Source organism: Egibacter rhizosphaerae (assembly GCF_004322855.1).
GTDB classification, from domain to species: domain Bacteria; phylum Actinomycetota; class Nitriliruptoria; order Euzebyales; family Egibacteraceae; genus Egibacter; species Egibacter rhizosphaerae.
On record NZ_CP036402.1, the window covers coordinates 440162 to 452143 of the forward strand.

The following is an 11982-nucleotide window of genomic DNA, read 5'->3' on the forward strand; positions in this document are numbered from 1 at the left end:
ACGCGCCCAGCCCCGCGATTGACCCGCGACCGGGGGCGCTGTGTCCCGACCGCTGCTGCCTATGATAGAGCGATGCTCGCCTCTAGACCCGGTCGGCTGCCGACGATGGTGGGTCGCGGCGGGCTCCTTGACGAGCTCCGTCGAAGCCTCGACGCGGTCCACTGTGAGACCGGGCCCGTCGTAGCGCTGGTCACCGGCGAGGCGGGTATCGGCAAGACGCGGCTGCTGCGCGAGCTCGCGGGAGAGCTGCCCGCCGACGTGCCGGCGTTGGTCGGCCAGGCGCGCGAGGGCGACACCGACCGTGCGTTCGGCCTGGTCCGCGACCTCGCCGAGGACCACGCCGCCCTCCTCGAGCCGGTCCCCGAACCGCTGGAGCGCTGGCGGCACCCGATCGGGCACCTGCTCGACCCGCTCGTCCGCCTCGCCGACCACCCCGACGACGGCCACACCCACAGTCAGGAGGAGCTGGCCCGCGCCGGCGTCGCGCTGGTCTGTCACCTCACCGGCTCGCGGCCCGCGGTCGTCGTCCTCGAGGATCTGCACTGGGCCGACTCGGCGAGCCTTGAAGTGCTGACGCGCCTCGCCCGCAGCCGCGAGCCGCTCCTCGTCGTCGCCACGTTCCGTCCCGAGGACTTCGAGCGCCGCCACGCGCTCGCGCGCGCCCTGCCAGAGCTCGAACGCCAGAGCACCGTCCGCCACATCCCCGTCGAGCCGCTCATCGCCGCGGAGTTGCACGAGTTCCTCGAGCACGCCTACCGCCGCCCCGTCGACGCCGGGGTCGTCGAGCGTCTGCGCCGCCGGACCCGCGGCAATCCGTTCTTCGTCGAGGAGCTCCTCGACGCCGGGGCCGGCGGCGCCCACGCCCGTGCCGGGGCACGCCTGGCCGACCCCGAAGCGCTCGCGACCGCCGAGTTGCCGTGGAGCACCAGCGAGGCCGCGCTGCGCCGCCTCGACGGCATTGACGCGGCCGCGTGGCGGCTGCTCGAAGCCGCCGCGGTCCTCGCCGGTCGCGTCGATCTGGCCACCATCGCCGCCGCGCTGGACACCGACGAGGCGGCACTCGCCCAATCTGCTGCCGGACTCGTTCGCGCCGGCGTCCTCGAGGAAGCCGCCGACGCTCGGCTGGGGTTCCGCCACGCGCTCGTCGCCGATGCCGTCGCCGGCCAGGTGCTGCACACGGTGCGCCGCTCGTTGCACGCCCGGGCGCACGACGCGCTGCGCGAGCGCGGTGACGTCGCCCACGCCACGTTGGCGCACCATGCCGCGGGCGCCGAGCGGACCGATGAGGCCGCCGCGCACGCGCACGAAGCGGCTCGCGGCGCGTTGCACGCCGGAGCGCCCCGCGAAGCGCTCGCCGCGGCCGAGCTCGCGCTCGCCTCGCGCCGCGACACCGAACTCTCCGAGCTCGCCGCGCGCGCCGCCGCGCAGATCGGCGACTTCGCGCTCGCCGCCGCCCACGCCGAGCAGTGGGCCGCCCAAGCCGACGAGACCGGCGACCTCGAGGCCGCGACGCTCGCGCGGTGCCACCTCGCCTGGTTCCGCTGGTGGGACGACGACACCTCGACGGCGTTGGCAGTGCTCGGCGACGCGGTCGCCACCGCCGAGACACTGCCGGACTCGCCGGCGAAAGCGCACGCGTTCGCGACCCGGGCGCGGTTCGAGCAGACCCGCCGGCATCCAGCCGCCGCGGTCGAGACCGGCGACCGAGCCGCGACGATCGCCGAACGGATCGGCGACCGACGCACCCTCGCGAAGGCGTGGCTGCACAAGGCCGGCGGGTTGCTCGACTCGCCGGAGCACCAGACCGAACATGATCTCGCCCACGCCGCCGATCTGCTCAACCGCGCCCGCGACGAGAGCGAACGCCACGGCGACGTGGACACGCTCGCCGGCTCGCTGCACAACCGGCTCGTCCCCGAGCAGCCCGACGACGTCAGCACCGAACGCTCCGCCGAGATCCTCGCCGACGCCCGCGATGTCGCTGACCGCTACGGCCTCGAGCGCCTCGACCACAAACTCGACCTCCTCGCCACCTACCTCGCGGTCGCCGCCGGCGACCTCGGTGCCGCCGAGACCGCGCTCGTCGCCGCACGACGCGTCCCGCTCGCACCCCACGAAGCGTCGTGGCGGGCCTCGCTCGACGCTTACCTCGCCGCCGAGCAAAGCGACCTCGACCGAGCAGCACGCGCGCACGCCGAGCAACTCGATCTCGGCGGCGGACCGCTACCGGCCGAGAGCGAGGTCGACGCCGGGTTCGTTCTCGCCACGCTCGGCACCCTCCGCGGTGATGCCGACGCGGGTGAGCAAGGCCTGCGCCGGGTCGGCGAGCACGTCGACGACGTCTGCCCCTGCGTCGCCTCGATGTGGTGGGACACTGCCCTTGCCGCGGTCGACGCCGGCGTGGACCCCGGCCTGGTCGACTCGCTGGTCGAGCGTGAGGCGCCGCCGGTGCTGCCGCGCCACGCCGGGCTCGTCGCGCACGCCCGAGGCGCTGTGCACGCCGCATGGGGGCGGAGGCCCGAGAGCGTCACCGCACTGCGCACCGCGGTCGCCGCCGAGCGGCGTGGACGACGAGCGACGCTCCTCGCCGACGCGCACCACCGTCTCAGCGAGCAACTCGTCCGCGGGGGTGAGATCGCGGGGGAGTCGAGCAGCGAGCGTCTCGAAGAAGCCCGCGAACACGCCGCCGCCGCGGTGAGGTGGCTGGAACACTGGCCCGGGGCCCGCCGGGACCGCTGTGAGGCCGGGCGGCAGCGACTCCACGTCGCAGGCCGAGGCGGAGGGCGCAGTGGGCGCGGCGACGGCGGCGGTTCACGCGGCGACGGTGGGCGCGGACGGCACGCGGCGCTGACCCCGCGGGAACTCGAGGTCGTCGACCTCGTCGCCCGTGGCTACACGAACTCCGGCATCGCCGACCGCCTCTTCATCACCCGCAAGACCGCCTCCACCCACGTCTCGAACCTGCTCACCAAGACCGGGCTGTCGGGCCGAACCCAACTCGGCGTCTGGGCAGTGCGCGAAGGGATCGCCGAGAGCAGCGGCGAGACCGAATAGCAACGCCCTGTTCGCTCCGTCGAGCTCGCCAGCTAGCCGGAGGCTGCTGGAACGACATGACAGGCGACGGCGGTCCTGTGAGCGGTGCTCAGCAGGACGCTCCCGTCACGTGAGGCCTGCGATGAGGCTCGTGGCGATCCCGGTCGCCAGGACCGCACCCACGACCCAGCCGATGTAGCGCGCGGCCATGCCGGTGCTGCGCAGCAGGCTGCCCACGAGGCCGAGGGTGCCGGCGATCGCGAGCACGTTCATCGCGAAGGTCGGCACGAAGATCTCGATGATCGAGACGGCGGCCAGGTCGGGGACGACCTGCGCGGCGAAGGCGACGTTGGAGGCCAGCCACAGCGCGGCGAGGATCCCTACCGTCACGGCCCCGGTGCGCGGCGCGCGCAGGCTGAGGAGGCCGGCGGCGGCGAACAGCGCCGTGGCGACGGCCAGGGGCGGGATGAGTTGGCCGCGCACGAGCAGCATGATGCCGGTGAAGACCAGCACTTGACCGAGCGCGACCGCCCGTTGCAGGGTCACCCACCCCTGGGCCAGGGGTCGTGGCGTCCCTGTGGCGGCGTTCGTTGGCATGGTCTCCTCCTCGCAGCGACGCGACGGCATGGGCTGCTCACGGCGGGGATGCGTTCATCTGGCCTGCACGCTCGTTCGCCGCTCGCTGGGGCGGCCTGTGAGAGACTGCACAGTTCATGGCCTCCACCAGCGATCCGGGTCGGGAGCGCCGGGCGGTGTTCGTCGGGCGCGAGCCTGAGCAGGCCGAGCTCCTCGCTGCCGTCGAGGGCCCGCCGGCGCAGCGTCCGGAGCTGTTCTTGGTCACCGGGGCGCCGGGGATCGGCAAGACGGCCCTGGCCGATCAGGTCGCCGTCCACGCGGGGGAACGAGGGTTGCGGGTGCTGCGTGCGCGCTGTTGGGAGGACAGCAGCTCGCCCCCCTATTGGCCGTGGACCCAGCTCTTGCGCAACCTCGCTGTCACCGACGAGCCGAACGGGCTGCCGGCGCCGACGGTCCGGGGCGCGTCGCTGCTCGCCCGCATCCTGCCCGAGCTCGCCGACGAGCGGCCCGACCCTGCCGACGCGCCATCTGTCGCGGACACGGGCAGTGACCGCTTCCGACTCTTCGATGAGATCGCTGCGCTGCTTGCCGCTGCGGCGGCGGAGCAGCCGCTGCTACTGCTCATCGACGACCTGCACGCTGCGGACGAGGCGTCGCTGCACCTTCTGCGGTTCCTCGTCCGCGAGGACCGCGTCGGCGGTGTCGTCATCGTGGCGAGCGCCCGGGAGATCCAAGGGGGCCCGGAGGCGACCGGGATGCTCGGTGAGCTCGTCCGCGAGGGCCAGGTCGTGCCGCTGGCGGGGCTGGGACTGTCGGAGGTCGCCCGCCTGGTCGAGCAGCAGACGGGCATCACCCCGGCGGAGGGCAAGGTCGCGGCCATCTTCGAGGTGACCGAGGGCAATCCGCTGTTCGTTCGGGAGGTCACGCGGCTGCTGGCCGCCACGGAGCCGCTGCACGTGCCCGGTCGCGTCACTCCGCCTGTGCCGGATTCGGTACGGGCGGTCATCCGGCGCCGCCTCTCCCCCCTGTCGGCCGATGCGATCCGGGCGCTCTCCGCGGCGGCGGTCGTTGGCCGCGACTTCGACCTCGCCCTGGCCGGACCGGCGACGGGGTTGCCGCACGACCACGTCGTCGCCGCACTGTCTCACAGCGCGAGGCTCGGCATCATCACGGTCGACGAGGCCGCCGGCCGCTACCGCTTCACCCATCCGCTCTTCCGCGAGGTCATCTACGAGGACCTGCCGCTCGGCGCCCACGCCGAGCTGCACCTCGCCGTCGGCGAGGCGCTCGAGGGACGCGGTCTCGACGCCGACGTCGAGGCGCTCGCGCACCACTTCGCACACGCGGCCGCGACCGGGGCCGCCGCGAAGGCGTTGCGCTACTCGTGGCGTGCCGGCGACGCGGCCATGGCCTCGCTGGCGTACGAAGACGCCGCACGGCAGTACGGCCGCGCTCTCGAGGCCGCGACGCTCGCCGATGCGGGCGAGGACGAGCACTGCACGTTGCTGCTGCGGCTCGGTCACGCGCGGGCCTGCGCCGGGGACTATCCCGCGGCCAAGGAGACGTTCCGCCGTGCGGCCGAGTGTGCTCGTCGTCTCGGCACTGCCTGGCAGCTGGCCGAGGCGGCGTTGGGGTTCGGTGAGCCGCAGGTCCAGTCGGGCGTCAGCGATCGGGAGCTGCGTGCGCTGTTGGAGGAGGCACTCGCGGGGGTGGAGGCGGGGGCGCTGCGCGCTCGTCTGCTGGCCAGGCTGTCCCTCGAGCTCACCTTCGCCTCGGAGGCGGCGGCGCAGGGCCAACTCAGCCGAGAGGCGGTCGATCTGGCCCGCGAGGCGGGTGACGCCGCCGCACTCGGCGCGGCACTGCGCGCCCGCTGGATGGCCGTGTGGGGGCCCGACGGTCTCCAGGAGCGGCTGAGCCTCTCGCACGAGATGCGCGAGCTCGCCGTTTCGACCGGTGACACGGCGCTCGAGCTCGTCGCGCTCGCCCGGCGGATCACCTGCTGGGTGGAGGCCGGCGACGTGCGCGCTGCCGAGGACGATCTCGCCGCGCACGCCCGCCTCGCCGACGAGGCCCGCATGCCCTACCACCGGTGGACCGCCGCCAGCCTCGAGGCGATGCGGGCGCTGTTGACCGGCCGGCTGGAGGCCGCCGAGGAGCGGGCAGCCCGCGCTCTCGACCTCGGAGCGGGCCGCCCCGACGCGGCGCATGCGCACGGCAACCAGCTCACGGTCATCCGGTGGGAGCAGGGCCGCCTGGGCGAGCTGCACGCCACTTGGCGGCGGCTCGTCGAGCAGTTCCCGCGTCTCGGGTGGGCGCGCGGCTGGCTCGCGCTCGCCGAGGTCGAGCGCGGCCATGGCGCCGAAGCACGCCAGCAGCTACACCGGCTCAGCGAGGACCTGCCTGAACAACCGCGGGACGGGCTGTGGCTGCCCACCGCCGCGGTGGCCGCGCTCGCCGCCCACGAGCTCGACGACCGGCACGCCGCCGCCCGCCTGTCTCCCCTCCTCGACGCCTACACCGACCGGGTCGTGGCGGTGGGGATGCCCCACCCGGTCGTGTGCCTGGGGTCGGTGTGGCTGTTCCGCGCCCTGCTCGCGGCGGTGCTCGCCGACGCCGACACCGACGCGCTCTTCTCCCGCGCGGCCACCGCCAACGCCCAGCTCGAGGCCCGGACCTGGCAGGCGCGCACCGCCTGCGCACACGCCCAGGTCCTCCTCGCCCGCGGTGACGAACGGGAACGAGTCCAAGAACGCCTGCGGGAAGCGAGGGACCTCGCGGGCGCCGCCGGGCTCCCGGCCGTCCTCGCACGCCTCGCGGCCCTCGAGGCGGACAGCGCACGGTCCGACGACGCACCTGAGATCCCCGGCACCGCGGACGTTGCCCCGGTAGAGGCCGCAGCCGATCGCGTGGACGCGCCAGCCGCGCCGGCCGAGCAGTTCCGTCGCGAGGGCGACTACTGGACCATCGCCTTCGACGGCATGCTCGTCCGACTGCGAGACACCAAGGGGCTCGGCTACCTCGCCCGCCTCCTCGCCAACCCGGGAAGGGAGTTGCACGCGATCGATCTCGAGCGGACCGAGGCTCCGCCGGACGCCCGGCGCTCCGCGCCGAGCGCGGATGACGACCTCACCGCGCGCCGCGACCTCGGCGACGCGGGCGCGCTGCTCGACGAGCAGGCCAAGGCTGCCTACCGAGCCCGGCTCGCAGAGCTCGAGGCCGACCTCGAGGAGGCCGAGCGGCACCACGATCCCGAGCGGGCGAGCCGGGCCCGAGAGGAGTTCGACTTCCTCACCAGCGAGCTCACCCGGGCCGTCGGCCTCGGGGGCCGAGACCGCCACGCCGCTTCGCACACCGAGCGCGCCCGACTCAACGTCACCCGGGCGATCCGCGCAGCGATGGCCAAGATCGCCGACACGCACCCGACCCTCGGCGAGCACCTCCGGGCGACCGTGCGCACCGGCACCTATTGCTCCTACACCCCCGACCCGCGCGCCCCGATCCGATGGAACCACCCCGCTGAGACGTAGCCGTCGGGACCGTTCACCAGGAGTCCTCTGCGGGCGAACAACCGTGCACCTGCGATGAACGCCACCCCTCGGACGGCACCCACCGCGCCGGACGGAGGCACGCATGGCCCCTGGACGCAGATCCTTGACGAGGGCGGGACGTCATGCCCGCTAGGCGGATGGTGGTCGTGCGGCTCACGCTCGACGACCGCAGCCACTGCCGCGGGACAGCGATGGCCGACTCCGGGCAGGAAGCCCCCTTCGACGGCTGGCTGGAGCTTCTCGGCGCGGTCGCCCACCTCATCGACGACCCCGGGCTGGATCCCTTCGACCAGCCATAGGGGAAGGAGACCCCATGCTTCGTACCGTGCTCGTGCTCCTCCACGCCGGCGCCGGCGTCGGCGGCCTCATCGTGGGCCTGCGTGTGCTGTCTCCGCGCAGCGTGACCGCCGAGCGTCGGCAGTGGCTGCGTCGGCTCTACGCCGCGCTCGTCGCGGTGCTGCTCGTCGCCATGGTCGCCCTCGTCGCGCTCGACTGGCCGCACCTCGCCGCCGGCGCCCGCGTCGCTTTCGCCGGACTCTGCGGCCTCGGGGCCGTGATCGCCTACCGCCTCGTCCGCGGTCACCGGGAGGCACGCCTCCAGCGCCACGGCTGGCAGGCGCGCTATCTCGACCACCTCTACTTCACCTACATCTCGCTCTGGATCGGGTTCCTCATCGTCCCGGCGCTGGCCCTGCCGGTCCCCCAAGTGGCCGTGCCCGCGACCGTCCTCGCCACGCTCGGGATCGGCCACGCGCTGCTCGCCCGCTACAAGCCACACGTGCTGCCGCACACCCAGGCGCCGCCGGACCCGCCCGGCTCGCCGGACGGCAGCCTCCGGTCCGCACCCTCCGAAGGCGGGAGGTGAGCACTGCCCTGCGCGCCTGCCCCACGTCTTCGTCAGCTTCTGGCACGAGGCCCAACGGCACGGACGCACACGTGCACGAAGCACCACAATCGACCACTCTGCGTACAGGCTGCCATCGTCGTCGCGGGCCACCACGCCCCGCGCTCGGCCCGCTCAGCCCACCGGGACGAAGCGCCGGCCCGTGCCGGTGACCACGCGTCCGAACGCCAACTCGGGGAAGTGCGAGCCGGTCATCGCGTGCTCGCTGCCCTCGATCTCTTGCAGCAGCGCCTCACGGGTCCGGGCCGCCACCTCGGGAGCGACGTCGGACAGCGCGTGGAAGTCGCCTTCTTCGATCTGCAGCGGTGACTCGACCGCGTCGCCGAGGATGTAGGCGCGGTCGTCGCCGGAGGCGACCATGAAACCGTAGTGGCCCGGCGTGTGTCCGGGGGTGTGGCGAGCGGTCAGGCCGGGTGCGACCGTCTCGAGGTCCCCATCGAACGGGTCGAGGCGGTCCTCTGCCTGCAGCGGTTGCATGATCTGCCGGACGTGGTCGTGGGAGTACGCACCGCTGGCGAAGTGCTCCCAGTCCGCCTGACCGTACCGCACGACCGCGTTGGGAAAGAACGGTGCACCGTCGGCCACCAGCCACCCGATGTGGTCCAGGTGCAGATGCGTGCAGGCCACCACGTCGATCTCGGCGGGGGACACGCCTGCCGCGCGCAGCGCCTGCGGCAGGTAGCCGCAGTCCACCGCTTCCTCCTGCACGTGTCCGAAACCCGCATCGATCAGCACCGTCCGTCCACCGGTGCGGATCAGGAAGCAGCCGACCGGAATGTGCACCCGACCGTCGTCGGCGAGCAGCTGCGGGTGGGCGGCGAAGTCCAGGCCGACGAAGAAGGCCTGCTCCATCCCCACCATCCCGTCGCTGACGGGAAGGATGTCGATGTCACCAATGCGCACGACGGCAATCTAACCCACCAAGCGACGAGACGACTCTCCGGTATCACGCTCCCCGCTCGTCACGAGGAAGCGGCGGAGCTCCGCGGCCACCGGCTCGGGTGCGGCGACCGGGCCCAGGTGACCGGCACCGGCGATCGTGCGGACCTCGCAACCAGGCACGTGCTCAGCCACGTGCTGGTTCATGCGCGGGAACCACGACAAGGCCGGGCGGTCACCCTGCAGGACCAGGACCGGCGCGGTGATGGTGGCCAGCGCCGCCGGGTCGGTGGCACTCGGCGCCGTGGGGTCGACGTTCTGCAGCACCCGCAGGTCGGCGAGCTGGTTCGGTGCGGTGACCTCGTGGAGGCCATCGGCGACCAGGGCGGCCAACTCGTCGTCGTTGCCGACGAGGGCCAGGAACTGGCGTGCCGCCTCAGCGGGCCGGTCCCGGTCCACCCCCTCGGCCATGCGGGTGAGGGTGGCGCCCATCTCGGCGAAGGTGTCCTCGTCGATCGTCTCGAAGACCGCCGGCTCGTAGGCGGTCACCGCGGTTACCGCGTCGCTCTGCTCGGCCACGCCCAGCGCCGTCAGCCCTCCGCCGGACCAGCCGAACAGCGGCACCGGCTGGCCGATACTGTCGATGAAGGCCATCACGTCCGCCTGCTGCCACTGCAGCGAGTACTGGTGGGCGTGGGCGCTCAGGCCCTTGCCCCGGGTGCTGGGCAGGAAGCAGGTGAACCGGTCGGTGAGGTGGGGCAGCATCCCCTCCCAGGCGGTCTCGCCGCAGAAGACCCCGCCGTGCAGGAGCACCAACGGCTGACCCCGCCCGACGACGCGGCCGGCGATCTCGGTGCCGTCGTCGGAGGTGATGCGGTGAATGCGCTCACTGTCCATGGGTGGACCTCCTTGTGCTCACTTGTCGTGCATGCCGATGCAGGCCGACGAGCTGTGTCGACTCAGAACAGCACGCGGGTGGCCAGCAGGCCTTCGCCCGACGCGCGTCCGGACAGGACCCGGCAGAACTCGACCGGGTCGAACGCCAGCTCCGGTCCCCCCTCGCCGTGGCGGAACACCCCGCCCGCCGGACCGTGCAGGGTGAGATGGAAGGACTGAGCGTGCCGTTCGGCCCACTCGGCCACGACGTCCTCGACCACGCGGCGTTCGGTCGACGAGTCGAGGTCGACGGACCGCCCGGTGGCGCGCGCGATGTCGACGCGGTGCAGCCACACGTCGCGGGTGTAGATCACGTCCATCAGGTGGCCCAGCGACACCGTGGCCGGCATTCCCGCAGCGTTCGATCCGCCAGGGTCGAGGGGCAGCTCGATGCGGCGCAGCACGCGCGGCAGCCGCATCCGTCCCCGCACGGCGGCGGGAGCCAGGCGGCGGAGCTCCGCGATGCGCTCGTCCGGTGTGAGGTGGGCGTGGTCGCGGACCTGCAGCTCGTTGGCCGCATCGAGGCGGTTGCTGTCGAACGCCTCGGCGTGGCGTCTGGCCCATCGCTGCTGCCGCAACGTCTCGCGCACGGACGCGCCCGCCTTCGCCGCGCCGATGAGGTGGCCCACCATGGCCGCCACGTCCCAGCCCGGACATTCGGTCGGCGCGCGCCACTCCTCGGGCTCGAGCTGCTCGAGCGCCTCGAGCAGCCGCTCGTAGGCACCCAGTGCGACCTCCCGGGCATCGGTGTCGCGCGAGATCCCCGGGATCTCCTGCGCCCAACGAGTCATGTCCACGCTCATGGCTGTCCCCTCCCCTTGTGCACGTGCGCGAGATACATCTCGGCGGCCTCGCGGCTCAGCCGGCGCCAGCGATCCCCGCCGGGGTCGTTGGCCAACTGCTGGGACGCCAGCCCGGAGAGCAGCGCGGTCAACAGATCGAAGTGCCGCAGTTCTTCGATGCCCAACCGCGCGAAGTCCTCGACCGAACGTTCGTATGTGGTCACCGACACCGCGTAGGCCTCTGCCGACGGCTGCCACCCGGGCACCGCTGGGGTGAACATCAGCTGGAACCGCGCCAACGACTCGCCGCAGAAGTCCACGAACGCCTCGATGTTGCGCTCGAGCGTGCCGACTGGATCGTCCGGGTCGAGCTCGAGGCCGGCCTTCATGGCGTCGAGTTCGCGGTAGCCCTGCGCGAACATCGCGTCGTAGATCGCCGCCTTGCTCTCGAAGTAGGTGTACAGCGACGGCGCCCGCATCCCCACCTCTGTCGCCAGCTCCCGCAACGACAAGGCCGCGATCCCGTCGCGCTCCGCAAGCCGCCAGGCCGCCTCCAAGATCTCTGCCCGCGTCTGCTGACGACGGCGTTCTCGCACGGGCACGGGGGCAGACGCCGACACCGGGCGACTCCGATCAGTGGACGATGTTTCTAACACTGTTAGCCTGACGGCTCGTGGCACCTCTGTCAAGACCCACACAGGAACGTCGAGGAGCTCACCGTCGACGATCGGACGCCCGACTCGACGTTCTGGAAGAGTCAGCCCCGAAGGGGGCACTCGGGAGATCAGCTGCTGCGGTCGCGGAGGCGTTCCACGTCAGCGCTGTCGACCAGCAAGCGACCGGTCGCCCGCTCGGGCACAGCGGGAAGCGTCCCTTCATAGACGAGCCGAAGGACTTCATCGACCGACGTGCCCAGGCGCCGGGCCGCCTGTCCCAGGGTCAAGGTCGCTTCCTGGACTACGTCCATGACCACCAGCCTACTCACCGTCGAGTTCGTCGAGGAAGGGCCAGATCCGCCGCAGGAGGACTCGCAGGGCGGTCTCAACCTGCCGACGAGCCGCGCCGCCTTGATCGACCTCCGGGAATCGGTCGAACACGTCCAGTGCCGCCTCCAAGGCTGCGTGCTGGAGCCGGTACTCCTCCCGGGGAAGGACGATCGACTCGGGGAGCTCGTGCATCGGCTCAGACATGCCTCGCACGGTAATCATGCCGGTGTCTTCGAAGACGGGGAGATCCACAGGCCCCACCTCACCTCCTGGTCGCGGCAACCGCCGAGCTCACGGGCCTGACCATCCTCCAGGATCCGGCAGAACTCGATGGGATC

11 protein-coding genes are annotated in these 11982 nt (G+C 72.7%); 4 read left to right on the forward strand and 7 right to left on the reverse strand.

All coding sequences use genetic code 11. From position 1 onward, the window contains the following. Positions 1-72: 72 nt before the first annotated feature. Positions 73-3054, forward strand: a complete 2982-nt coding sequence (locus ER308_RS22680) for a helix-turn-helix transcriptional regulator (protein WP_131153466.1) — start codon at positions 73-75, stop codon at positions 3052-3054. A 105-nt stretch (positions 3055-3159) separates the two neighbouring features. On the opposite strand, the gene ER308_RS02070 is transcribed toward ER308_RS22680, so the two are convergent. Next, a complete protein-coding gene (locus ER308_RS02070) occupies positions 3160-3630 on the reverse strand; it encodes a hypothetical protein (RefSeq protein WP_131153467.1) in 471 nt (156 codons plus the stop codon). A gap of 116 nt (positions 3631-3746) precedes the next feature. Between ER308_RS02070 and ER308_RS02075 the strand changes: the two genes are divergently transcribed. From ER308_RS02075 to ER308_RS02080, 3 genes are all read left to right on the forward strand, one after another. Continuing rightward, entirely contained in the window at positions 3747-7136 is a 3390-nt protein-coding gene (locus ER308_RS02075; RefSeq protein ID WP_131153468.1) for an ATP-binding protein, read from the forward strand. A gap of 143 nt (positions 7137-7279) precedes the next feature. Next, the gene (locus ER308_RS21275; protein WP_165491741.1) at positions 7280-7456 is read left to right on the forward strand and encodes a hypothetical protein; all 177 of its coding nucleotides are present in this window, start codon (positions 7280-7282) and stop codon (positions 7454-7456) included. Between the two features lie 14 nt (positions 7457-7470). Continuing rightward, positions 7471-8022: a hypothetical protein gene (locus ER308_RS02080; protein WP_131153469.1), complete on the forward strand. Its 552-nt coding sequence runs from the start codon at positions 7471-7473 to the stop codon at positions 8020-8022. Positions 8023-8175: 153 nt separating this feature from the next. Here the strand turns inward: ER308_RS02080 and ER308_RS02085 are convergent, their stop codons facing one another. The 6 genes from ER308_RS02085 to ER308_RS02110 all read right to left on the reverse strand — a co-directional run bounded on the left by ER308_RS02085 (position 8176) and on the right by ER308_RS02110 (position 11848). Beyond that, positions 8176-8964: an MBL fold metallo-hydrolase gene (locus ER308_RS02085; protein WP_131153470.1), complete on the reverse strand. Its 789-nt coding sequence runs from the start codon at positions 8962-8964 to the stop codon at positions 8176-8178. Between the two features lie 9 nt (positions 8965-8973). Further along, on the reverse strand, positions 8974-9837 hold the full coding sequence (locus ER308_RS02090) for an alpha/beta fold hydrolase (RefSeq protein WP_131153471.1): 864 nt from the start codon (positions 9835-9837) through the stop codon (positions 8974-8976). A 62-nt stretch (positions 9838-9899) separates the two neighbouring features. After that, the gene (locus ER308_RS02095; RefSeq protein WP_131153472.1) at positions 9900-10679 is read right to left on the reverse strand and encodes a maleylpyruvate isomerase family mycothiol-dependent enzyme; all 780 of its coding nucleotides are present in this window, start codon (positions 10677-10679) and stop codon (positions 9900-9902) included. Then, entirely contained in the window at positions 10676-11254 is a 579-nt protein-coding gene (locus ER308_RS02100) for a TetR/AcrR family transcriptional regulator (protein WP_165491742.1), read from the reverse strand. Before ER308_RS02100 ends, ER308_RS02095 begins: the two co-directional genes overlap by 4 nt. A gap of 188 nt (positions 11255-11442) precedes the next feature. Further along, positions 11443-11625 (reverse strand): helix-turn-helix domain-containing protein, encoded by a 183-nt coding sequence (locus tag ER308_RS02105; RefSeq protein WP_131153474.1) that lies wholly within the window; start codon positions 11623-11625, stop codon positions 11443-11445. Positions 11626-11635: 10 nt separating this feature from the next. Then, positions 11636-11848, reverse strand: a complete 213-nt coding sequence (locus ER308_RS02110; RefSeq protein ID WP_131153475.1) for a hypothetical protein — start codon at positions 11846-11848, stop codon at positions 11636-11638. Between the last annotated feature and the right edge of the window lie 134 nt (positions 11849-11982).

What these genes read in the sequence shown, in the direction of transcription:
- ER308_RS22680 (WP_131153466.1), top strand. Translation starts at nt 73, where the DNA reads ATGCTCGCCTCTAGACCCGGTCGGCTGCCGACGATGGTGGGTCGCGGC.
- ER308_RS02070 (WP_131153467.1), bottom strand. Translation starts at nt 3,630, where the DNA reads ATGCCAACGAACGCCGCCACAGGGACGCCACGACCCCTGGCCCAGGGG.
- ER308_RS02075 (WP_131153468.1), top strand. Translation starts at nt 3,747, where the DNA reads ATGGCCTCCACCAGCGATCCGGGTCGGGAGCGCCGGGCGGTGTTCGTC.
- ER308_RS21275 (WP_165491741.1), top strand. Translation starts at nt 7,280, where the DNA reads ATGCCCGCTAGGCGGATGGTGGTCGTGCGGCTCACGCTCGACGACCGC.
- ER308_RS02080 (WP_131153469.1), top strand. Translation starts at nt 7,471, where the DNA reads ATGCTTCGTACCGTGCTCGTGCTCCTCCACGCCGGCGCCGGCGTCGGC.
- ER308_RS02090 (WP_131153471.1), bottom strand. Translation starts at nt 9,837, where the DNA reads ATGGACAGTGAGCGCATTCACCGCATCACCTCCGACGACGGCACCGAG.
- ER308_RS02095 (WP_131153472.1), bottom strand. Translation starts at nt 10,679, where the DNA reads ATGAGCGTGGACATGACTCGTTGGGCGCAGGAGATCCCGGGGATCTCG.
- ER308_RS02105 (WP_131153474.1), bottom strand. Translation starts at nt 11,625, where the DNA reads ATGGACGTAGTCCAGGAAGCGACCTTGACCCTGGGACAGGCGGCCCGG.
- ER308_RS02110 (WP_131153475.1), bottom strand. Translation starts at nt 11,848, where the DNA reads ATGTCTGAGCCGATGCACGAGCTCCCCGAGTCGATCGTCCTTCCCCGG.